The sequence below is a fragment of the Dyella acidiphila genome, assembly GCF_014863405.1.
GTDB classification, from domain to species: Bacteria; Pseudomonadota; Gammaproteobacteria; order Xanthomonadales; family Rhodanobacteraceae; genus Dyella_B; species Dyella_B acidiphila.
The window spans coordinates 213,117-234,893 of the sequence record NZ_JACZZA010000012.1; the positions used below are offsets into that span (position 1 = coordinate 213,117).

The window sequence follows — 21,777 nt, forward strand, 5'->3', positions numbered from 1 at the left end:
AAGGCTGTCGCAACGTGCCGCCTGGCCTCACGGCGCTTCGCCGGAATGACGGCGCCGTGGTCCAGGCGTGGCTACGAAAATAATTATTTGGCGAAGAAATCCCGAATGGCCTTGGCGATCTCGCCGGCATGCGTCTCGAGCGCAAAATGTCCCGTATCAAAGAACTGCACACTCGCCTGCGGAATGTCGCGCTTGAACGCCTCCGCTCCCGGCGGCAGGAAGAACGGATCGTTTTTGCCCCACACGGCGAGGAAACGCGGTTGTTGCTCGCGGAAATACGCCTGAAAAGCGGGATAGAGCGCTACATTGCTCTGATAGTCGCGCAGCAGATCGAGCTGGATCTCGTCCGCGCCTTCGCGCGCCAGATAGTAGTTGTCCAAGGCGATGCTATCGGGCGACACCAGCGTTTCGTCGGCTACGCCATGCACATACTGCCAGCGCGTGGTCTGTGGCGTCAGAAAGCCGCGCAAGGCTTCGCGATTTTCCAGCGAGGGATTCTGCCAATAGGCACGGATCGGATCCCAGCCGTCGCTGAGGCCTTCTTCATAGGCATTGCCGTTCTGCGAAATGATGCCGGCGATGCGCTCGGGGTGCTTCAGCGCCAGGCGGAAGCCGGTCGGTGCACCGTAGTCGAATACATAGACGATAAAGCGATCGAAGCCGATCACTTCGGTGAAACGGTCGATCACCTTGGCGACATGGTCGAAGCTGTATTCGAACTGCTCGCGCGCGGGCATGTCCGACTGCCCGAACCCAGGCAGGTCCGGTGCCACGATATGAAACGCATCGCTGAGCAATGGCATCAGCTCCCGAAACATATGGCCGGAAGTGGGGTAGCCGTGCAGCAACAACAACTTGGGCTTACCGGCCTGGCCTGCTTCGCGATAGAAAATCTTGAAGCCGTCGACATCGGCGTGGCGATAGTGAGTGGCGGACATGGCGGATGCTCCTGTGAATGCAATGGGGATGGGGTGATCAGGCGGCGCTGTGGCTTAAGGCGTCGAGGATGATGGCTGCCACCAGTTTCGGCGCAGTGAGGCTGGGCAGGTGGTCGACCGGGTAGGCGCTGATGCGTGCATGCATACGCTCGGCCATAAAACGCTGGGTCTGTTTGGGGATCATGTGATCCTGTTCGGCCAGCAGGTACCAGGCAGGTATCTGCTTCCAGAGCGGCTCGCCGACCGCCACCGTGATGCATGCCGGCGACAGCGGCAGCTGCACCGCGGCGAGCACTTTTTGTTCGGCCGGGCTGGCGTGCTGGGCAAAGGCAGTGGCAAAGGCTTCCGGCGGCAACCAGATCCAGCCCTTGTCGTCGGGGGCCAGCTGGGGCGCCAGCGCGTCATGCTCATAGCGGTTGAACACGTCGGCCACCGTTTCGCCCTGGTCCGGAGCCAGGGCTGCCACATATACCAGCGCCTTCACCTTGCTGCTGTGGGTGGCGCCGATCACGGCGCCCGCATAGGCGTGGCCGGCCAGCACCACCGGCCCAGCCACCTGCTCCAGCACCTGGTCCAGCGCGGCCACGTCGTCGGCCAGGGTGGATAGCGGCAGTCGCACCGTAACCGTCTTGATTTGCTTTTCATGGAGCAAGGCTACGGTCTTGTCCCAGCTTGACTCATCGGCCCAGGCGCCGTGAACCAGTACCACGGTGGCTGCTTTGCTGTTCATTTCGAGGCTCTCCTAGGGATCTTTGAGAAAACGGGGAGGCGGCGCCGCGTTGAAATCCGATGTAACCTCCTCGATGTGTTTGGAGAGGTTATTCTCGACAAAGATAACTTGTCAACAACTATTTTGGTGGTTACGCTGCGCGGCAGGAGATAAGCCCCATGACCCAGACGATGCCCGCCCTGTTCCTGGCCGATTCCCGCGGCCTGGATTTCCTTAATTCGATTGCCACCCCGGTCGACGTTCCGGTGGACTGGCTGGACGATGGCGAAGGCCTGCTCGGCTGGCTGCAGCAGGCACAGCTGGTGCCGGCGGAAGTAATCCGTGCCGCGCGCGCAGGCGCGCTCCCCGGCGAACTCGACCGCCTCGCGGGCCAGGCGCGGTCCCTGCGCGAGTGGTTTCGGGGTTTTGTGTATGAGCACAAGGGCCGCCCATTGCAGCCAACGGATCTGCGTCAGCTTGAACCGCTCAATCAATTGCTGAAGCGCGATGAGGGTTTCAGCGAAATCGTGCTGACTGACCAGGCCAATGCCTTCAGCCTGCTGCACACGCGGCGCTGGAATTCGCCCGAGGCGTTGCTGCTACCCATCGCCGAGTCGATGGCGCGGCTAATCTGCGACGAAAATTTTTCCTTCGTGAAGGCCTGCGAAGGTCCGGCTTGTACGCTGCTGTTCGCCGATCACACTCGCGGCCATGCACGGCGCTGGTGCAGCATGGCCATCTGCGGCAACCGCGCGAAGCAGGCCGCACATCGGCGGCGCATCAAGCCCGCGGCAAGCGAGGCCTGAGGCGCCGCCGTCACAGGGTCAGGACTGGATGAAAGCCAGCAGGTCCGCGTTGATCACATCTGCATGGGTGGTCGCCATGCCGTGCGGAAAGCCCGGATAGGTCTTCAGCACGCTGTTCTTCAGGATCTTCGCGGACAGCAGGCCCGAATCTGCGATCGGTACGATCTGATCATCTTCGCCGTGCATCACCAGGGTCGGCTGCTCGATGGCCTTCAGGTCGTCGTTGAAATCGGTTTCCGAAAACGCCTTGATGCAGTCGTAGTGCGCCTTTGCACCGCCCATCATGCCCTGGCGCCACCAGTTATCGATCACGCCCTGGGATACCTGCGCACCAGGACGGTTGTAGCCGTAGAACGGGCCGGCCGGTACATCGCGGAAAAATTGCGCACGATTGGCCGCCAGCGCGGCGCGGAAACCGTCGAACACTTCGAGCGGCAGGCCGCCCGGATTGGCGGCAGTCTTGAGCATGATCGGCGGCACCGCGCCGATCAGCACGGCCTTGGCCACGCGTCCCTTGCCATGCTGTGCGACATAGCGCGCCACTTCGCCACCGCCGGTGGAATGGCCGATATGGATGGCATCTTTCAGATCCAGCGCGCGGACCAGCTGGGCGACATCGTCTGCATACGTGTCCATGTCATTGCCCTCCCAGGTCTGGGAGGAGCGGCCATGGCCGCGCCGGTCGTGTGCGATCACGCGATAGCCTTTCGACAGGAAGAACAGCATCTGCGCATCCCAGTCGTCGGCGCTCAACGGCCAGCCGTGATGGAACACGATGGGCTGCCCCTTGCCCCAGTCCTTGTAATAGATCTCGGTACCGTCGTTCGTGGTGATGCTTGGCATGGCGCTCGCCTCCTGGTGAAGAACCCCGATTATTGAGCTCGTCTTGTGACGCCGTGGCGACGAGGCACGGCGCGGACGAGGGGCGGCGGTCCATCACTCTACGCCGAAATCAGCAACCCCAGGTTCCGTAGGGAATGGGGTGCGCTTGCAAGTAGGCCTGTGGCTTGGCCGTGAGCGGGCGATATTTGCCGTTCGACTGGCCGCCATAAGGACCTTTCGGTTCGACCTGTGCTTTGACGCACATCATCGGTATTGCTTCCAGCCCTGGGCCCGTAATCCATACGCGCACGATGCCACCTGGAGCAAGTCCGATCGCTACGGCGTTGTAGTACTCCGGATCATGAGCTAAGCCTGCCACTCCTATCAGTGCAGGTGCTTGCAGCAGCATCTGCTGTCGGGCGAATTCGGGTATTTCCAGCGTCACACTATAAGTCTGCGGTTCAACCAGGGACTGCCAACGCACATAGATGCGCTTTGGCAAAGCCGCACCCGTAACGTATCGCCCGGCTCCCCATCCTACGTAACGCGGCCAGGTTGCAGCATTGGGGTTATAGCCCATGGATACAGTTCCGCTCTCGTAACCGTAGAACCTGCGGTCGTGGATATCTTCCACGATTGCCTCCTCTGTCCATACTTCCATGTTTGGTGGTGCGAGAAACCCAAGACGCCAAGCAGAATAAGGTAAGTGGGATTTGGACTCGCCGCGTGCGACAAGGCAAAGTGAGAACGCCAGCCATATCCCTATAAGTGCAGCGCGATTCATATATGCACGGTCCTTGTTAGCAACCCCAGGTCCCGTAGGGAATGGGGTGTGCTTGCAAGTAGGCCTGTGGCCTGGCCGTGAGCGGGCGATATTTGCCGTTCGACTGGCCGCCATAAGGACCTTTAGCTTCAACTTGTGCCTTTGCACATATCATTGGGATTGCCTGAAGGGCCGGCCCGGTGATCCAGACGCGTACAACCCCACCTGGCGCTAGCCCAATCGTAACGTTCTTGTAGTACCCCAGGTCATGCGGAGCATCTGGCACTCGCATCATGGAGGGCGCTTGCAGCAGCATCTGATGTCTTAGATGCTCGGGAATTTTCAATAGAACGCTGTAGGTTTGCGGCTCCACTAATGACTGCCATCGGACGTAGATAAGGTTGGGCAAGGCGGCTCCCACTACATCCCGACCTCCACCCAGGCCAATGTAATCTGACCACGCAGCGCGGTCGGGGTTATAGCCCATTGCCGATCCGCCAGGGCTGTATCCTAAAAAAATGCGCCCCTCTACATCCTCAATCCGTGCATCTTCAATCCATACTTCCATATTCGGCGGTGCGATAAATCCAATGCGCCAAGCATGGTAGGGAAGTTGAGTTTTGGATGATTCGCAAGCCGTTAGGCAAAACAATATGGCCACGAATGTCATTACATGGGCTGCAGAGCGGTTCATGAGAGATGTTGATCAGCAACCCCACGAGCCATAGGGAATCACATTGTTCTGCAAGAAAGGTTTGCTTCTTGCAGTCAAAGTCACATAGCGGCCACCGTATCGGCCCTGGTCTGGTCCCTTCGGTTCTACTTGTGCTCTGATGCACATCATAGGGATCGCCTCCAGTCCCGGCCCAGTGATCCAAACGCGCACGATGCCGCCTGGGGCAAGCCCGATAGCTACGGCGTTGTAGTACTCCGGATCATGGGCTAAGCCCGCCACTCCCATCAGCGCAGGTGCTTGCAGCAGCATCTGCTGACGGGCGAATTCGGGGACCTCTAGCGTCACGCCATAGGTCTGCGGCTCCACCAGCGACTGCCAGCGTACATGGATACGAGCAGGTAGACCTGCACCCGTGACGTATCTCCCGGCTCCCCATCCTATGGATTGCGGCCACGAGGCAGAATCGGAATTGTACCCCATTGCCAAAGTTCCACTTTCGTAACCGTGGAACACATGGCCACTGACATCTTCTACGGTTGCCTCCTCGGTCCACGCTTCCATGTTTGGTGGCGCAAGAAAGCCAAGACGCCAAGCCGGGTAAGGCAGGTTTGATTCAGAAGATGAGCACGCGGTAATGCTGGAGAAGATTATGAGCGGCAATCGTAGAAACCACGTGCGGTTCATGAGGGCGCCCAACTGTTGCGAAAAATAACGCGCTTGTCGTCCTCTTCTGGGCGATCTAGGTAATACAAACTCAAAGGCTCACTGTCATTGGGAAACAACATATTCCAGTTTGCCGAGTGGTGCAGATGAGACACCATCAAAGTGCGCTCTTGTTCTGGTGAAAGATCATAGTCACCGCCACGGGCATAGGCTAACAACTTTGCACTTATTTCCAGCAGTATCGGTGGCAACCCCAGTGCAGGTGCGTCGTCGGGAGATTCTTGCCATGGGACCTTTTGCTCCTGTGCCAATGCATGCATGATGCGTAGCGAAATCAATGCATACTGAGCGCTAACGTCATGCCGTAAGCGCACGGCTGCTCCAACACTCTGAACTGGGCCGCGAAATCGCTCAATGAAGGAGCCTAGGCTAACCCCAAACTTGTCTTTCGCTGCCGTATCGTTTGACGATTCGGACACCATCCACGTATGAACATCTATCTTGTCCGCCAGTGCAGGGTGGTTCTGACGGATAGTTGCCAACTGCCTCGATGCTTCCTTCCATGCTCGTGTCTTCTCAAGCGGGGTGCTCTTGAGCTCCTCCGAAATTACGGGGCGAGACAGCAGCACATCCTCGGTGCTTTCATCATCGCGGTAGCCACCTCCTATATCGGCATGCGCCCCGGGCAACGGAATATCCCGCCATGGTGGTGCGACGCTGGTGAGTGGGAAATTCAAGCGATGCTCATCCCGTGCCGTCAGATGCACGACCGCATCGGCGCAGTCTTCACGCAGATAAATATCGATCCCTGTATGCGAGGCAAGCGTCCACGGATCACCACGAACATTGCCGACATGTGCCACCGTATCGAACAAGCCGGCAAAGCCGACACGGATATGTGTTGTCCAGTCGAAGCCTGGCGCGAGCTTCAAGGTGCTAGGCGCAATCGCCCGGGATAGCAGACCACGTTGCCCGTGTTTGATCTGGTTGATGGCATACCGTGCCGCGGCAGCGCCACGGCTAAAGCCGAATACATCGAAGACGATGTCGGTAATCCATGCATCCTCGTGCTGACGGGCAAAGGTCTGCAATGCCTGATGCAGTTGCGTGGTCAGCGCTTCCTGCACCCGTGCAAGAATGCCGGTATCGCCTGCGCCGGTCGCCATGCCGAGGAGAGAATCCTTTTTCCCGGCCTGCGTACCGATACCCTCGACGTAGATTCGAAATGTACGCACGTCACCGCTTTCAAGCGGGAGACCATCGAGGGAATTGTCCTGATACAGAAGAAATAGCCGGCTGATATTGCTCACTCCATTGCCATAGCTCCCGGCCCGGCTTATCGCATGCCCTTCAGGCGAGCCCGTCGTCATATAGGACTTGCACGCCAACAGCGCCCGCGCTTCCGCCTCGCTTTTCGGTGTTATCCGACAGTGCTCGCCCATCGCCGCGTTATCGGCATTGTTGCCGGTGCCATCGAAGAACAGCCCGATGCGCAGCGTCACCAGCGGATGGGCCTGCGTCTCCTCGGGAAAGAAGTACCCGGCGGGCATCGGTGGCGGGATCCAGCGCGATGCCGAACCAGGCACGGGTCCCTCGGCATGAGCCCGCGCCAGTGCCGCGCCCAGTCCCGACGGAAACCAGTCGCTGATGGTGAAGGTGCTGGCGCAGCTGCTGACGGCAAAACAGCCGCAGGCCAAGCGATGTCCTTCCAGCACGATGCCACTACCGTAGCTGCTGCGACCGTAGCAGCCCTCCACAAAGGGAAATACACCGTCGTGCCGCTGGCATTGGGCCATGTCGCCGCGATGGGCGATGCCTTTGCCGTAGATCGGGTGCGTGGTTTGCCGGACGTAGATCACCCGACCGCCGTGCACGAGCGGGTCGCCGCTGCGTAGCAGGGCCACCGGTTAGCGCTCCTCACGTGTGCGGCACACATGAGGAGCGAATGCGGGAGAAACATGCATGGGAACATCCCTGTTGCGTCGAAACAGGGATGATCTGCAGCGAGGTACGTCGCCCCAATCTGGCTACGCCGCCATGTGTTGTCAGCGCAGGATGGTGATCGGCCTGCGGTTTGCCGACGACGCGCTACTTTTGGGGACTATGCCCGCCACTTTCCTTACGTACTTTTTCTAAGGCGAGCAAGCGCCATCTTCTGGCATCGGACGGACCGCAGATGAGCAAAGCAGAGTGCGCAGCAATCGGCAGCCCGTTGCACGAATGGCGTGCCGTGCGGCGCATGCTGCCCCGATATGGCCACTCATTACAGCGCCAGCGCCAGCTTTACCCAGGCCACGCGCCCCGGTTCGTTGACACGGGTGCTACGCGTGAAACCCTGCAGCTCCACTACCGATGGACTGATGTGCTCGGCATAGGTCTTGTCGAGCAGGTTGTCCACGCCCGCGCTAAGCGACCAGGCCTGGCTGATGCGCCAGCCGCCGTGCAGCGAGAACACGCCGAAGCCGCCGGAAGGTCCGAGATCCTGGCCGACGATCGTGCCTTCGCCAAGGGCGACGCGATCCTGGCGTGCAGCCAGTCGCCATAGCGCACCGGCCGACCAGCTGCCGTTGTCCCAGTCCACGGCAAGCCGTGTTTCCAGCGGCGGCATCTGTGGCAAGGGGCGATGTTCGGTAGTGTCCTGGCCCCAGGCATACGCCAGGGTGGCCGAGGTTTTCCACCATGAATTCCAAGCGTATTCGGCACCGGCTTCGCCGCCGGCGATCTGCGCGCGGACATTGCTGGCATAGCCTTGCTGGCTGCCGTAGTGAATCAGAATGTAGTCGTCGATCGAGCCGGCATACGCCGATACCCAGGCCTTGAGCCGGCTGCCGTGATACTGCCAGCCCGCATCCAGCTGGCTGGTGCGCTCCGGGCGCAGATGGCGGAAGCCGGGGGCGGTATCGACATGCTGGCCGAACAATTCCCAGTAATCGGGAAAGCGTTCCGAATGGCCAAGGCCCAGATAGAAGGTGGCGGGCGAGGCGAGATCGCGTTCGAGGCGCACGAAGCCGCTGGGCAAGTTTGCGCTGCGGCTTGCTGCCGGGACGATGGTGTAAGCACGTGCCGAAGCGCGGTCGATCCGTGCACCGGCGATCACACGATCCTTCGTCGAGGCATGCCAGGTGGCTTCGGCGAAGGCACCGAGATTCTGCAGGCGGGCATCGCGTATATGCGGCAGCGACGGGTAGGGCAGCGCGCTGCCGGCCGGTCCGCCGGTGCGTGCGTCATGCACGGTGGTGGCACCGTCCAGGCCGACCTCCAGGCTGAGGTCGTTCCAGTCAAAGTCGGCGGCGACGCGTGCGCCTGCGGTGTTGCACCGCAATTCGCTGGCCATCGCCATCGGCATCATGCTGCCGGGATCGGGCTGGCGCAGCGTGTAGTTGTCCATCACATGATCGACATCATTGCGATAGAGTTTTGCCTGCAGCGTGCGCCAATGCTCGCTGAGGTGTTCGCGTTCGAAGCGCAAGGCCACACTGCGGCGCAGGAACTTCACTCCATCCATGCTGCTGAAAGCGTACGCCGCCTGGCCATTGCCGGTGCCGGCGGAGAGCTCCAGCAGCGTATCGGCGTCGGGCGTCCAGCCGATCGCGGTATTGACGTTCCAGCGCGCGTAGCGGGAGTGCACGCGCTGGCTGTCGCCGTCGCGATAATCGCCGGAAGCGGTGCGATTGCCATCGACATTCACATAGAAATCCGGCGTGCCACCTTTGAAATCCGCACTCTGGTCGTTGCGCCCGAACGAACCGAAAGTGGTGCTGGCGTCGAGTGTGGCGGCAGCGTCGCTGTAGTGCGGGGTGTCGTGTTCGAACAACACGGTGCCGGCCGAACCGACTGGACCGTTCACCACCGTTTCCGGCCCCTTGATGATGGTGACCTTGTCGTAGAGTGCCGGCGAAATATAGGCCGTGGGTGGATCCATGCGCGCCGGGCAGCCGCCCGCCAGTTGCGTGCCGTCCACCGAGATGGCCAGACGCGAGCCGGCCATGCCGCGGAATACCGCATCGCCATTGCTGCCGCCTTTGCGCATCACGGCAAAGCCGGGCACGGTCTTGAGCAGATCCGCCGCATCGCTGGCAGGAATTGGCTGTCGCGGTGCCTTTGGGTCGAGCACGGTAGTGAGTGGCGATTGTTGAAAATTCGCGGTCACCACCACTGGTGCGAGTGCTTGCGGTGAATCCGCAGGAGGCGTATCCGTAGCGTGCGCACAGCTCAGCCATGCCAGGCCCGACGCCACGGCAAGCGGGCGCGCGAAAAAATTGCAATGCATAAGATCGAGATTCCGGTAAATCGCAGGCGCAAGCGCCCGCACCGCCAAACGGCGGCAGGCAAAAGGAAGGGTTGCAGGTCGGCCTGGGTTTACCGGCGCGGTGGACCGCGCGGCTCAAACGCGGATTCGGCGCGCCAGGGGATCGGCGCGCTGCATGCCTTCACCGTAAGCGGCGAGGGCAATGCGGGCAGCATGGCCATGCAGACGGCGAGCAGCGCGACATAAGGCGCATGTGCAAACAGCGAGCAATAGCCGCAGGCGTCCAGCGGATCGCCGCTGTTGGGAGTGTGCTGATCCGGTTGCGGCATCGTCATGCCGGCCATCGTCGTATCGCCGGAGGGCGAGGACATGTGCACGCGAGCGATCACTGGCATGCAGATCGCCAGCAGCAAGGCCAGCCATGCTGCCACTGCGATCTGCCGCTGGAAAATGCCGTGTTGCATGCTGTCCGTTGCGTGCTGCAAAAAACGAAGTCTGCGTGGAATGCGCTGCAATCGCAAGAAATTGAGGCGAATATAAATGGGACGCAATGCCGCAGCTGCTGGTCAATGCCCAGCACTTACTCCCTCCCCTGCATGGGCAGGGGAGGGTCGGGGTGGGGTAAGTACGAGCTTGCGGCAAGCTCCAACTACTTCACCCGACCCTACTAGGACGCAAAGCCAGTTTCCTGGAGCACGTAGGGGCTGGTGCTGATCACAGGAGTCAGCCGACAGCACTGACACCCACCACCAACCCTGCGCCAATCCAGTTCGCCAGCAACGCACCGGCGCGAGCCACACCGTCCTGCTCGCCCAGCTCCTCGACCAGCGCAGCACACAAGGCATCGAATCGATCATCGTCGCGCAGCGCCAGCAAGGCAGCGTGTTCGATCGCATCCACCTGCATCAGCCGCGAGGTGAATTCCCGGCGCCACACGATGACGCCGGCAGGCACCTCCAGCATCTGAGCCTCGGGCGGCGCCACGCCATCGACCAGGGCGGACCAGATCACCGCCGCATTGGTCGTCAGCGTGTGCTGGCGCAGGCTGGGTGCGAGCTGCAGGTGCGCGGCATCCCAATCCACCTCGGCGAGCTGCGCCAAGGCCATGGTGGCGGCATCGGCAGCGACAAAGGCATCGCTCAGTGCCCATTCGATCCAGGCCAGTTCGCGCAGATCCGGATTGTGCGGATACAACGTGCGCAGGCTGTCGCCGAAATCGGCGCCGTAGGCATCCAGCGTCCAGGCCGAAGGCGGATGGCTATCGATATGCGCGATGGCCACGGCCAGGAATGCTTCCTCACCCATCCACGCCAGCAATTGCGGATAGCTTGCGCGCAAGCAGTTCACCAGCTGCGTGCGGTAGTTGTTCTGGTAGGCGGCGAGACCGCGGGTGGCATGCAGGCCGAGCAAGCTCGGCGTGTCGTTGCCGGCATGCACCAGCCAATCCTGAAAATTCTGCTGCATCTGGGCCAGCATCACGCAGCCTCCTGCAGGTGCCGGCCGAAGCCGCGTGCCATGGCGAGTTCATCCAGCAGCTCCGCCAGCGGCGGAATGTTGTCGTCGCGCTCGATCATGGTGGCGACCTGGCCGAAGCTGGCGATGGCCTTGGCGTACAGCGACCACACACCGCCGGGTACCGGCTGGTCGTGGCTGTCGATCAACATGCCATCGCCTTCGGTGTGGCCGGCCAGATGAATCTGCCGCACGCACTGTGGGGGAATGTCGCGCAGGTAAGCCTCGGCATCCCAGCCGTGGTTGTGCGCGCTGACGAATACGTTGTTGATATCCAGCAGCAGACCACACCCGGTGCGCCGGGTCATTTCAGCGAGGAATTCCGCCTCGCTCATCGCCGAGGCGGCAAAGCTGACATAGCTGGACGGGTTCTCGAACAGCATCGGGCGACCCAGCGCTTCCTGGGCGTGATGGATATTGCGGCAGACCACTTCCAGCGTTTCCTCGGTATACGGCAGCGGCAGCAGGTCATGCGAATTGAAATGCGCAAAGCGCGACCAGCTCACATGATCGGACACGTACAGCGGCTGGATCTCGTCGGCCAAGGTGCGTAGGCGGCGCAAGTAAGCGTCCTTCAGTCCGTCTGCCGAGCCGATCGACATCGACACGCCATGCAGGATCACCGGATGCCGCTCACGCAGCTGGCGCAGGATATGCCGCGGCTGGCCGCCGTCGACCATGTAGTTCTCGGAAATCACCTCCACGAAATCGACCGGCACTTCGGTTTCCAGAAAGTCGCGATAGTGTTCACGGCGCAGGCCCAGGCCGTAGCCGGCGAAGCTGGGAAGTGAGTGAGACATGATGAAACTCCTTGAGCGAAGACGCCGGACCTGCCATGCGCAGGTCCGGCATGGCGATTACTTCGGTTCGGTCAGCGTGCCGCCGGCGGCAACGCAAGCGCTCGGCGTCTTTACGACCACACCCTGGCCTTTGCAGTCGTTCAGGCCCTTGCAGTCGTGCTTGGCGGTGGCGCACAGGCTCTGGCCTTTGCAGGTGTTGACGCCGTAGCAGCGGGTGGGCTGCTCCTTCTGGGCGGAAGCAGCATCACCGGCGTGTGCGGGCGCATGCACGGCGGCCAAGGCGAGCGCGACGATGGCGGCGGCGGAAGCAAAGCTGTTGCGGGACTTGCTGGCGAGCGTGGACATGGGGTTTCTCCTTGGTATGTGCGATGGGTGTGGGTGAGGGTGAGGGGAATTACTTCAGGCTTTGCGCGGCATCGGCGATTACTTGCGCAACCTGTTCCGGTTGCGACAGGTAGACCAAGTGGCTGCCTTTGATCTCGGTAACCTTGGCGCCGGCGCGCTGGTACATGGCGCGTTGCAGCTCGGGGCTGTACACGCGGTCTTCGGTGGCCAGCACCGCCCAGCTGGGCTTGCTGCGCCAGGCCGCTGCCTCGGTGACGGCACGGAATGCAGCGACCGTGCCGGGTACCTGCGCCACCGCCATGAAGTTGGTGCGATTGCTGGTGAGATCGGCGGCGAAATCGGCGCCGAACTTCTGCGCGTCGGCATAGATGTAGCCGTCGAACGACGTCTGCAAATCGTGGCTCGGTTCTGGCATGGAATCGACCAGCTGCAACGTGCTTTCGCCTACGCTGGGCGCCACCGCAGCGACGTAAATCAGGCCTTTCACCTTGTCGCGTGTACCGGCCTGGGTGATTACGGCGCCGTCGTAGTCGCTGCCGACGAGCAAGGTGGGGCCGGCTTCTTTGCGCAGCTGCCGGTATACCGCTTCGACATCGTCGGCCAGCGTGTCGACGCGCGGCTGCACCACGTTCACGGTGTAGCCCTGATGAATCAGAATGTCGTGCACGACGCGCCAGCTCGAACCGTCGACGAAGGCGCCGGGAACGATCACGATGTTTTTGACGCCGGCGGGTGCAGCAGTATCGGCGGCGAAGGCTGGCGCACTCGCGGCCAGGGCCAGCAACAACAGGCTGAGTGATTTGCGCATGGGAATGTCCATAGTGGGATGAGTCAGGGAATACGCAGCGACGAGGTGATCAACGCCAGCCGCGGCGAAAGCGATCGAGCGACCAGGTACCGCCGCCGCGCACGACCAGCGGCAGCAGCAGGCCGGCCCAGCTCAGGTGTGTCGGCCATGCATCGGGATAGACGAACACCTCGATCACCGTCGTCATGCCCAGCAGCGCCAGCGCCGACGCCCTGGTGAACAGTCCAAGCACCAGCAGCACGGGGAACAGATGCTCGGCACCGGTGGCCATGCGCGCGGCCCAATCGGAAGGAATCAAGGGCAGCGCGTATTCGTTGGCGAACAAGTCATAGGTGGAAGGCTTGATGGTCAGCAGTCCTTCGACCTTGGTGCGTCCCGACTGGAAGAACACCGCGGCGATGCCCAACCGTGCCACCAGCAACAACAAATCTGGCGGCACGGTGCGCGACAGCCAGTTGCGGCGTGCATCGTCGCCTTGCATGGCGGCAGCAGCGAGCGCAGCCGGCCGGCTCATGACTTGGCCTGCAGCGAGCCGTAGCCCTTGGGCGTCTTGATGGTGGTGCAGGTGCCCTTGGCGACCAGGATCCATGCATTGCCCTGGTAATCCGCCTTCGCAGTACCCGCGCAAGTGGTGCCCGGACCGGCGGCGCAATCGTTCTTGCCGGCCAGTGCCACGCCGTAGCACTTCTCCATCGCGGGCCTGGCGCTGGCGGAATCGCCGGCGTGCGCATTGCCGGCCAGCGAGGCCAGGGAAAACGCCAGCGTGGCGGCAACGGCGGCATAGGTGCTCTTCATATCGATATCTCCGGTGAGGAAAATGGGGGGATCAGGCGATGGCGGCCGACACGGCGCTGACGCTGGCCTGGATGTTTCCGCGCGTCGCCTTCGAATACGGGCACAGCTGATGTGCGCGATCGACAATGGATTGCGCCAGGACGGGATCGAGACCGGGCAGGTTGGCGTTAAGGCGGGCCTGCAGGAAGTAGCCTTCCTCGGCGCTGTTGACCAGATCCACTTCCGCCGCCACCGAGGTGTCGGCCGGCAAGCTCACGCCGATTTCCCGTGCGGCATGGCCCATCGCGCCGATAAAGCAGGCCGACCAGCCGGCGGCGAACAGCTGTTCCGGATTGGTGCCGTTGCCGCGCGAGCCCGGCGGGGAGAGTTCGATATCGAGGCGGTTGTCGCTGCTATGAGCGCGGCCTTCGCGGCCGCCGGTGGTGAAGGTCTTGCCGGTATACAGAACAGTGCGGTTGGACATGGCTGAGGTTTCCTGAGGAGTGGCCATTGGCGAAGCAGCGTTGGCCGGTGTGCATAGGAAACCGCGGCGACGTATCCGGTCTGTGTCGTGGCAAGCGCGGAAACGCATCGCAATGTGTAGCGGGCGGGGCTGGATACGTTTGGATACAAAGATCCAGGCCTATGCGCGAATCTCGTCCAAGCCTCACCGTCACTCCGGCCTGCGCCGGAATGACGATGGGTCAAGACAGGGATTTGAGGCACTCAGACCGAAGCGCGCAGCCGCTTTGTACAAACGGATACAAAAACCCATCCCGGCAGACACGCCCGGTACAACTCACCGCCTTCCAATAGCGTCCATGGCCGCGCCCCCGCGCCGCCCATCACCGATTGAGAGGCACCCCCATGAAATACCTGTACACCGCCATCGCCATGCTGGCCCTGGGTTCGGCCCTGTCCGCCTATTGGCCGAGTGCGGACGCCACCGCCCAGGAAGCCGCCGTGAGCGCGCCGGCCCCCGACTTCAGTGGCGCCGACCGCTGGTACAACTCCGCCCCGCTCAGCATGGGCAGCTTGCGCGGCAAGGTGGTGCTGGTGGAGTTCTGGACGCGCGAATGCATCAACTGCCTGAACGTGCTGCCGCATACCAGGGCGCTATACCAGCAATACGCCAAGGACGGCCTGGTGGTGGTCGGCGTGCATACGCCTGAATACGACGAAGAGCGCGACCCTGCCGCACTGCAGGCCGCCATCCAGCACTACCAGATCAGCTGGCCGGTGGCGATGGACAATGAATCGCGCATCTGGAACGCCTACGGCAACCGCTACTGGCCGGCGCTGTATCTCATCGATCGCAACGGCCGTGTGGTGTACAGCCACATAGGTGAGGGAAACTACGGCGAGACGGAGCAGCGCGTGCGCGAGCTGCTCGGCAAGGCATAAATACTTTCAGGGCACGGCAATGGACCATATCGACCATATCCTCGTCGTCGACGACGACCGCGAGATCCGCACCGGCGTCGTCGACTATCTGCGCAAAAACGGTCTGCGCGCCAGCACCGCGGTGGATGGCCGCGACATGTTCGCGCAGCTGGACACCTCCGCCTTCGACCTGATCGTGCTCGACATCATGATGCCCGGCGACGACGGCCTGGTGCTGTGCCGCACTCTGCGCGGCGGCAAGCACCGCGCGGTGCCGGTACTGCTGCTCACCGCGCGCGATGACGAAACCGATCGCATCATCGGCCTGGAGATGGGCGCCGACGACTACGTGGTGAAACCGTTCTCGCCGCGCGAACTACTGGCGCGGATCAAGGCGGTGATCCGCCGCACGCGCATGCTGCCGCCCAACCTGCGCATTACCGAAAGCGCCGACATGCTCTCTTTCGGCCGCTGGCGCCTGGATACCACCGCGCGCCACCTGCTCGACCAGGACGGCACCATCGTGCCGCTCAGCGGCGCGGAATTTCGACTGCTGCGCGTGTTCCTCGATCATCCGCAGCGCGTGCTCTCGCGCGACCAGCTGCTCAACCTTACCCAGGGTCGCGACGCAGAGCTGTTCGATCGTTCCATCGACCTGCTGGTCAGCCGTCTGCGCACGCGGCTGGACGACAAGGCCAAGGATCAGTCGTACATCAAGACCGTGCGCAGCGAAGGCTATGTCTTCAGCATGCCGGTGACGGTAAACGGTGACGACACATGAGCACCGATAGACCCAGACGCTGGCTGCCGCGCAGCATGGCCTCGCGGCTGTACCTGATCATCTTTGCCGGCCTGATGCTGGCGCAAGGGCTCTCGTTCGCCTTTATGGAATACGAGCGCTACGAGAGCACGGTGAACGTGATGCTCAATACCGTGGAGCACGACGTAGGCACCTCGGTGGCCGTACTCGATCGCCTGCCCGCGGCAGAACGCCCTGACTGGCTGGGCCGCCTGCAGCGCGACAACTATCGCTTCCTGCTCGGCGCCGGCCAGCCCGGCATGCCGCTGATCCCCGGCCGCTCGCATGAAGTGGTGCGGCGTATCGCAAGAGAAGTCGGCCCCGATTACCGCGTGCATGCCGACACCATTTCGGTAAAGCCGGAGCGCTACCAGGTGCACTTCACCCTGCACGACGGTTCGCCGCTGACACTGGAAGTCACGCCGCAGATCCAGCCGGTGGCGCAATGGCTGCCGATCGTGCTGATACTGCAATTGCTGTTGTTGCTGGCTGCTACTTGGCTCGCCGTACGCCTGGCCACGCGGCCGCTGTCTCAGTTGGCACAGGCCGCCGAAGGCATCACGCCCACCGCAAATGGTCCGCGCCTGAGCGAAGACGGTCCCATCGAGGTGGCACAGGCCGCCATCGCCTTCAACACCATGCAGGAGCGCATCGCGCGTCATCTGAAGGAGCGTCTGCACATTCTCGCTTCCATCTCGCACGATCTGCAGACACCGATCACACGCATGCGTCTGCGCGCCGAGGCCCTGGATGAGGGTGAGGAGCGGCAGAAACTGCTCAACGACCTGCGCGAGATGGAACATCTGGTACGCGAAGGCGTGGCGTATGCACGCAGCGCGCACGGCGGCGCGGAAACACCGGTGCGCATGAATGTGGCCGCATTCCTGGAAAGCCTGGTGTTCGATTACCAGGACATGGGCCGCCCGGCGCAGCTCACCGCTTCCGTCGACGGTACCGCCACGCTGCGCCAACAAGCCCTGCGACGCGTGCTCGGCAACCTGATCGACAACGCCATCAAGTACGGTGGCAGCGCCGAAGTAAGCGCGTGGCGCAATGAACGCGATGGGCTGTGTATTGCGGTAAGCGACCGCGGCCCGGGCATTCCCGAGGCGGAACTGGAACACGTGCTGCAGCCGTTCTACCGCCTGGAAGCCTCGCGCAACCGCGATACCGGCGGCGCCGGCCTGGGCCTGGCGATCGCCTCGCAACTGGTGCGTGCCATCGGCGGCGAACTGACACTGGCCAATCGCGAGGGCGGCGGCCTGGCCGCCATCATCACCTTGGTGTAATCGCCGTCTACTTGATCACTTCCACCAGCGGCTTATCCTTTTCGACCACATACGTTGCCAGCTCCGATGCCTCGGTGCTGCCGACGTTGCGCGCGCTGTGGATCACGCCCTTCGGCACGAACAACACATCGCCCGGCTTCAGTGTGCGCGGCGGCTGGCCCTGCAGCTGATATTCCAGCGTGCCTGCCAGCACATAGATGATTTCCTCGCCCGGATGGCGATGATTGGGCGCCAGCTTGCCCGGATCGATATCCACCCGCGCCTGGATGGTTTCCCAGCCAGGAATGCTGAGGTCGTGGCGCTGTAGATCGGTGCGGTGCACGCCGGTCTGCTGGGTTAGCGCTGGCAGCGCGATGCCGGCGGCGAAAAACAAGACTGCCATGGTGTTCGATGTTTTCATTGGGTTCTCCCGACGACGTGGTTACGCATGGCTGCGGCTGTGCTTCAAGCAGGTTTACTCGCGCCAGCCTTGCGCCGCAATTGCGCAAGATACGCGCAAAACATGTCGGCCAGCGCATCGGCATACGCGGCGATTTCCGCGGCGGTGCGCGGCCGTTCCGAAAATTCCTTACCGACCGCGCCAAGCGTAGCGATGATCAGTTCGCTGGCGAGCGCCCGGGTGTCGTCGGACGCCTTGGGCAAAGCCTCGCGCATAAACGCCTGCATGGTGGCGTCGGCCGATGAACGCGCTTCCTGTGCCTCGGGCGCGTCGCGATAAAGCGGCGCGGCGTCATCGAGGGCCACACGCATCGCGGCTTCCTCACACTCGGAGCGGATAAAGGCATGCACCAGAATGCGCAGCCGCTCTAGCGGCGGCTTGCGCCGGTTTTCGAGAATCTCGCACAGCAGCGCCGTGGTTTGCCGCCATTCGTCGCTCTGCAGGCGGAACAGAATCGCCGCCTTGTTCGGGAAGTACTGATACACCGAACCCACGCTCACTCCGGCCTTTTCCGCTACCCGCGCGGTGGTGAAACGATGCACCCCTTCCTTGGCCAAAACCTGAGTAGCCGCCTCAAGAATCGCTGCGACCAGTTCGGTCGAGCGCGCCTGCTGCGGCTGTTTTCGCGAAGAAAGCCGGCTGTTTCGAGGAGGCGTCATGGGGGCTCCGGAATGCGAATAGAAAACCTGACGAATCCATCGCATTCTAATCCGGCACCTGCCCATAAGCACTTAAAAACCGGAGTCATCCATGAGCACCCTTACCACTACCCCGCTGTCGCCCCTGCTGGAGCGTCTATTCAAGGAGGCTGACGAGTCCTCGCCGATGAACAGCCCCAGCATGGCCAGTCTGTCCAGCGCGGATCACGCGCGCCTGATGCGCAGCAAAACCGAATACCGCGATTTCTATGGCCAGCTGAAAGACTTCCCGCTGGCGGTTTCGCGCGAAACCGGCACGCTGCTGTATATGCTGGCGCGCAGCTGCAAGGCCCGCAGCATCGTCGAATTCGGTACTTCCTTCGGCATTTCCACACTGCATCTGGCGGCTGCCCTGCGCGACAACGGCGGCGGCAAGTTGATCACCAGCGAGTTCGAGCCGTCCAAGGTGGTGCGTGCGCGTCAGAACCTCGCTGCAGGCGGCTTGCTCGACCTGGTCGAAATTCGCGAAGGCGATGCGCTGCAAACCCTGAGCACCCAACTGCCTGATGCCATCGACTTGCTGCTGCTCGACGGTGCGAAATCACTCTATCCGGAGATCCTCAGCCTGGTGGAGCGCCATCTACGTCCTGGTGCGTTGATCGTGGCCGACAACGCCGATTTCAGTCCTGAATATCTCGCACGTGTGCGCGCTCCTGCAAACGGTTATCTATCCATTCCCTTTGCGGAGGACGTAGAGCTTTCCATGCGGCTGATGTGATAACTCCGCTAAAAGTCATTGCGCGCGATGCGACTTTGTCGTGGGCAATGATCCGATCAATGCCAATGTCAAACCTTGAGAATCGCCGATCGTACTGCCGCTGCCATTTTTGTTGGGGAATCTCAGGCCTTGCGATCAACTCCCGGAGAATAGGCTGCCGCAAGCCAACCGCAAGTATCAGGAAACTTGCATTCAACCAGGAGGGAAACATGCGCAGCTATCGATGGTTAGCAGTGGCGGGTTTTGTCATGGCCGGTTTTGTGTCGGCCATGGCGCAGGCGCAGACGGTCAGCTTCAACAATCTGCCGGCGTTGCGGGTTACCACGCCGGTTCCGTCCGGCTTGCACGTGCCGGGCGATGCGGACGGGAATGGGGTGTCCGACATCTTTCTGTTCAACACGTCCAGCAGCCAGGTGAGCTATTGGTTGATGGACACGAACGATGCGACGGGAGCGGTGACCAAGCTCGACACGTATACCTATAGTGTTACGCCGGGCTACTTCGTCGGCGCGATCGGCGACTTCAACGGTGATGGCCTGGCCGACATGGTGTTGACCAGCAGCAACCGCGATCTCGTGCTGTGGACCAATAACGGTAGCGGCGGCTTTACCACCTCATCGCTGGGTACGTATGACAGCGGCTGGATCCTGGTTGGCGCCGGCGATGTAAATGGCGATGGCCAGGACGATCTGCTCTGGCTGAATCCAACGACGTGTCAATTCAGTTACTGGACAATCCAGAACGGGGTGAAGGTCAACGCTGTGACTACCAGCATCACCTGTGGTTATTACCCGATCTCGATTGGTTACTACACGCCCTCGAACCGACTCTCCATCATCTGGACCAGCGCTGCGCAGGATCTGCAGATCTGGGACAGCGCCGGCAATCAGTTCACGCCCTACAGCCTAGGTACCTTCGGACCAGGCAGCACGCTGATTGCATTGGGCGGAGGCTATGAGGGATCGCAGACCAGCTTGATCTACACCAATTCCAGCACGGTAGCCTTCGGCCTCGAACTGGATCGTTACTTCAACAGCAGCGGCCAACAAACGAGCTGGCAGCCCGTGGACTGGTGGGCGGACGACAGCTACACCCTGCCGTGGAGTTCGGCTGGCTTCCTGATCGAAGGCCGTGGCAGCAATATGACCGGCATGATCTATCAGCACGGTGCCACCAAGATCGAAGTGTGTCCTCCGCTGGGTGGCGCGGGTTATGAAAGCACACCGGCGCCGATGCCGAACACCTGCCCGAGTTTCGCGATTCCTTCGGGCTGGAGAGTGATCGGTGCAACCGCCAACGGCATCGTTCCGCACTGACGCCAGCCGCCATGGCGCATGGCGCCGCCCGGCCGGATTTGGCGGGCGGCGCCGCGGCACATCACAGGAGGCCGCACGGTGCGGCCACACTATTCCTCGCTGCCGCCATCGACATCATCAGCCTCAGCCTTGTACTGCCAACCAGCCCGCACCTGGCTGGCGGTCATGCCGAAGCGTCCACGAAAGGCACGTTGGAATTGCCGTTCGCTGGAAAAGCCGTAACGCCCGATAATGGTGACGATGTTCTGGTGCGGTTCGTGGCAGAGGTCGTGCAGCACTGCTTGCAGGCGTTTGTTGAGGATGTAGTGCTTGACGCCGCCCAGTTCGGCGAACTGGCGATAGAGCTGGGCGCGCGATATGCCGAATACTTGCTGCAGGCGTAGCGCACCGAGATTGCCGTCGGCCAAGTGCTGGTCGATGTAGCGCACAATGCGTTCCCTGGCATCCTCGGCCGGCTGTCTGTCGCTGCTGGTCTCACCTGTGCGCAGGCAGAAGCGCAGCAGTTCCAGGGTGGCCTTGATCATTTCCGTTACGGTGTCGTCGCTGCAGTCGCGCAGCACCTCGACAAAAGCGATCAGATGTTCGCGCAGCATGCGGCATGGCAGCCACTCGCCATGCAGCAACTTGCCGTGTACGGCCATATCGTCCACACGGCTGCGCGGCAGCATCACGCTGATATGTCTGCAATCCTCCGCCAGCCACAGCTCCGAGACCTGAGCCATGTCAGTGAGATAGATATCGCCGCGTTTGATGTCCACTTGCTCGTCGCCGAAGCGCCCGCGCAGCCGGCCCTGCAGCAGCAGGCGCATGAACAGGCAATCGTTGAAGTGGCTGTGGGCGATGGTGTGCTGGTCGCGCAGATAATGCGCCATGCCCGAGGCGGACTGGGCGAGCATGATCTCGCCCAGCCGATAGGCCACGATGGAGGCGTCCACGGGTTGGTCGTTGCATGGCTCAAGCTGCGCGATGGGCCGGATCCAGCGCTCGTAAGTGGCTGTCCTCATCCCCGGTTCGATCAGGGATGTCGCGAACACTATGTCGGGAAACCTCTGCCTCGCTCTCTCCACGGATGCCTCGTCTGCTGACGCGCCAGGGTTGGCACGGGCGTGCCGGCGTGCAGCTGCCGCTGATTTACCGGCAGTATCGACAGGCAAACGTGGATGATGGGTATAACCGATGTACGCATTTTGCGTGGAGCCGGCCTTCGATGAGGCCGAATGTCGTGGCGACGACAATAAATCGTCTTCGCGATGTAAAGGCCGCGTGCCCC

Annotated in this window: 25 protein-coding genes; 6 read left to right on the plus strand and 19 right to left on the minus strand. The window is 61.9% G+C overall.

Annotated features, from left to right (window positions below; all coding sequences use genetic code 11):
• Window positions 1-83: 83 nt before the first annotated feature.
• Both IGX34_RS17775 and IGX34_RS17780 read right to left on the minus strand, forming a co-directional pair.
• Window positions 84-938: an alpha/beta fold hydrolase gene (locus IGX34_RS17775; RefSeq protein ID WP_192557072.1), complete on the minus strand. Its 855-nt coding sequence runs from the start codon at window positions 936-938 to the stop codon at window positions 84-86.
• A 37-nt stretch (window positions 939-975) separates the two neighbouring features.
• Window positions 976-1,668, minus strand: coding sequence for an alpha/beta fold hydrolase (locus IGX34_RS17780; RefSeq protein ID WP_192557073.1), 693 nt, complete (start codon window positions 1,666-1,668; stop codon window positions 976-978).
• Window positions 1,669-1,826: 158 nt separating this feature from the next.
• Here IGX34_RS17780 and IGX34_RS17785 point away from each other — a divergent pair, with 158 nt between their 5' ends.
• Window positions 1,827-2,453 (plus strand): CGNR zinc finger domain-containing protein, encoded by a 627-nt coding sequence (locus tag IGX34_RS17785; RefSeq protein ID WP_192557074.1) that lies wholly within the window; start codon window positions 1,827-1,829, stop codon window positions 2,451-2,453.
• Window positions 2,454-2,471: 18 nt separating this feature from the next.
• On the opposite strand, the gene IGX34_RS17790 is transcribed toward IGX34_RS17785, so the two are convergent.
• The 14 genes from IGX34_RS17790 to IGX34_RS17855 form a co-directional block, all read right to left on the minus strand.
• Complete coding sequence (locus IGX34_RS17790) at window positions 2,472-3,296, minus strand: alpha/beta fold hydrolase (protein ID WP_192557075.1); 825 nt, start codon at window positions 3,294-3,296, stop codon at window positions 2,472-2,474.
• Between the two features lie 109 nt (window positions 3,297-3,405).
• Window positions 3,406-4,059, minus strand: a complete 654-nt coding sequence (locus IGX34_RS17795; RefSeq protein ID WP_192557076.1) for a DUF2931 family protein — start codon at window positions 4,057-4,059, stop codon at window positions 3,406-3,408.
• 16 nt (window positions 4,060-4,075) lie between these two features.
• Window positions 4,076-4,732 carry a DUF2931 family protein gene (locus tag IGX34_RS17800; RefSeq protein WP_192557077.1) on the minus strand — a complete coding sequence of 219 codons (657 nt, stop codon included), beginning with the start codon at window positions 4,730-4,732 and terminating at the stop codon, window positions 4,076-4,078.
• 12 nt (window positions 4,733-4,744) lie between these two features.
• Window positions 4,745-5,398 carry a DUF2931 family protein gene (locus tag IGX34_RS17805; protein ID WP_192557078.1) on the minus strand — a complete coding sequence of 218 codons (654 nt, stop codon included), beginning with the start codon at window positions 5,396-5,398 and terminating at the stop codon, window positions 4,745-4,747.
• A complete protein-coding gene (locus tag IGX34_RS17810) occupies window positions 5,395-7,281 on the minus strand; it encodes a phospholipase effector Tle1 domain-containing protein (protein WP_192557079.1) in 1,887 nt (628 codons plus the stop codon). The genes IGX34_RS17805 and IGX34_RS17810 overlap by 4 nt, the downstream gene beginning before the upstream one ends.
• 359 nt (window positions 7,282-7,640) lie before the next feature.
• Window positions 7,641-9,647: a TonB-dependent copper receptor gene (locus tag IGX34_RS17815; RefSeq protein ID WP_192557080.1), complete on the minus strand. Its 2,007-nt coding sequence runs from the start codon at window positions 9,645-9,647 to the stop codon at window positions 7,641-7,643.
• A gap of 89 nt (window positions 9,648-9,736) precedes the next feature.
• The gene (locus IGX34_RS17820; protein WP_192557081.1) at window positions 9,737-10,090 is read right to left on the minus strand and encodes a DUF2946 family protein; all 354 of its coding nucleotides are present in this window, start codon (window positions 10,088-10,090) and stop codon (window positions 9,737-9,739) included.
• A 259-nt stretch (window positions 10,091-10,349) separates the two neighbouring features.
• Window positions 10,350-11,102, minus strand: a complete 753-nt coding sequence (locus IGX34_RS17825; protein ID WP_225737568.1) for an HvfC/BufC N-terminal domain-containing protein — start codon at window positions 11,100-11,102, stop codon at window positions 10,350-10,352.
• The gene (bufB, locus tag IGX34_RS17830; protein ID WP_192557083.1) at window positions 11,102-11,938 is read right to left on the minus strand and encodes an MNIO family bufferin maturase; all 837 of its coding nucleotides are present in this window, start codon (window positions 11,936-11,938) and stop codon (window positions 11,102-11,104) included. Before bufB ends, IGX34_RS17825 begins: the two co-directional genes overlap by 1 nt.
• Before the next feature lie 57 nt (window positions 11,939-11,995).
• Window positions 11,996-12,283: a BufA2 family periplasmic bufferin-type metallophore gene (gene bufA2, locus IGX34_RS17835; protein WP_192557084.1), complete on the minus strand. Its 288-nt coding sequence runs from the start codon at window positions 12,281-12,283 to the stop codon at window positions 11,996-11,998.
• 49 nt (window positions 12,284-12,332) lie between these two features.
• Window positions 12,333-13,091 (minus strand): alpha/beta fold hydrolase, encoded by a 759-nt coding sequence (locus tag IGX34_RS17840; RefSeq protein WP_192557085.1) that lies wholly within the window; start codon window positions 13,089-13,091, stop codon window positions 12,333-12,335.
• Window positions 13,092-13,140: 49 nt separating this feature from the next.
• Window positions 13,141-13,605, minus strand: a complete 465-nt coding sequence (locus IGX34_RS17845; protein ID WP_192557086.1) for a DoxX family protein — start codon at window positions 13,603-13,605, stop codon at window positions 13,141-13,143.
• Complete coding sequence (locus IGX34_RS17850) at window positions 13,602-13,886, minus strand: BufA1 family periplasmic bufferin-type metallophore (protein WP_192557087.1); 285 nt, start codon at window positions 13,884-13,886, stop codon at window positions 13,602-13,604. The genes IGX34_RS17845 and IGX34_RS17850 overlap by 4 nt, the downstream gene beginning before the upstream one ends.
• Window positions 13,887-13,917: 31 nt before the next feature.
• The gene (locus tag IGX34_RS17855; protein WP_192557088.1) at window positions 13,918-14,349 is read right to left on the minus strand and encodes an organic hydroperoxide resistance protein; all 432 of its coding nucleotides are present in this window, start codon (window positions 14,347-14,349) and stop codon (window positions 13,918-13,920) included.
• A gap of 383 nt (window positions 14,350-14,732) precedes the next feature.
• Between IGX34_RS17855 and IGX34_RS17860 the strand changes: the two genes are divergently transcribed.
• From IGX34_RS17860 to IGX34_RS17870, 3 genes are read left to right on the plus strand one after another with little or no spacing between them, the layout of a single operon-like run.
• The gene (locus tag IGX34_RS17860) at window positions 14,733-15,269 is read left to right on the plus strand and encodes a redoxin domain-containing protein (RefSeq protein ID WP_192557089.1); all 537 of its coding nucleotides are present in this window, start codon (window positions 14,733-14,735) and stop codon (window positions 15,267-15,269) included.
• A 19-nt stretch (window positions 15,270-15,288) separates the two neighbouring features.
• A complete protein-coding gene (locus IGX34_RS17865) occupies window positions 15,289-16,029 on the plus strand; it encodes a response regulator (RefSeq protein WP_192557090.1) in 741 nt (246 codons plus the stop codon).
• Window positions 16,026-17,336 (plus strand): sensor histidine kinase, encoded by a 1,311-nt coding sequence (locus IGX34_RS17870; protein WP_192557091.1) that lies wholly within the window; start codon window positions 16,026-16,028, stop codon window positions 17,334-17,336. The genes IGX34_RS17865 and IGX34_RS17870 overlap by 4 nt, the downstream gene beginning before the upstream one ends.
• A gap of 7 nt (window positions 17,337-17,343) precedes the next feature.
• Here IGX34_RS17870 and IGX34_RS17875 read toward each other — a convergent pair whose 3' ends face one another.
• Window positions 17,344-17,736: a cupin domain-containing protein gene (locus IGX34_RS17875; protein ID WP_192557092.1), complete on the minus strand. Its 393-nt coding sequence runs from the start codon at window positions 17,734-17,736 to the stop codon at window positions 17,344-17,346.
• Window positions 17,737-17,780: 44 nt separating this feature from the next.
• Window positions 17,781-18,500: a TetR/AcrR family transcriptional regulator gene (locus IGX34_RS17880; RefSeq protein ID WP_225737580.1), complete on the minus strand. Its 720-nt coding sequence runs from the start codon at window positions 18,498-18,500 to the stop codon at window positions 17,781-17,783.
• Between the two features lie 25 nt (window positions 18,501-18,525).
• Here IGX34_RS17880 and IGX34_RS17885 point away from each other — a divergent pair, with 25 nt between their 5' ends.
• Together IGX34_RS17885 and IGX34_RS17890 are read left to right on the plus strand one after the other, a co-directional pair.
• Window positions 18,526-19,191 carry an O-methyltransferase gene (locus tag IGX34_RS17885; protein WP_192557093.1) on the plus strand — a complete coding sequence of 222 codons (666 nt, stop codon included), beginning with the start codon at window positions 18,526-18,528 and terminating at the stop codon, window positions 19,189-19,191.
• Between the two features lie 209 nt (window positions 19,192-19,400).
• Window positions 19,401-20,507, plus strand: a complete 1,107-nt coding sequence (locus IGX34_RS17890; protein ID WP_192557094.1) for an FG-GAP repeat domain-containing protein — start codon at window positions 19,401-19,403, stop codon at window positions 20,505-20,507.
• A gap of 89 nt (window positions 20,508-20,596) precedes the next feature.
• Here the strand turns inward: IGX34_RS17890 and IGX34_RS17895 are convergent, their stop codons facing one another.
• The gene (locus IGX34_RS17895) at window positions 20,597-21,511 is read right to left on the minus strand and encodes a helix-turn-helix domain-containing protein (protein ID WP_225737569.1); all 915 of its coding nucleotides are present in this window, start codon (window positions 21,509-21,511) and stop codon (window positions 20,597-20,599) included.
• Window positions 21,512-21,777: the final 266 nt, after the last annotated feature.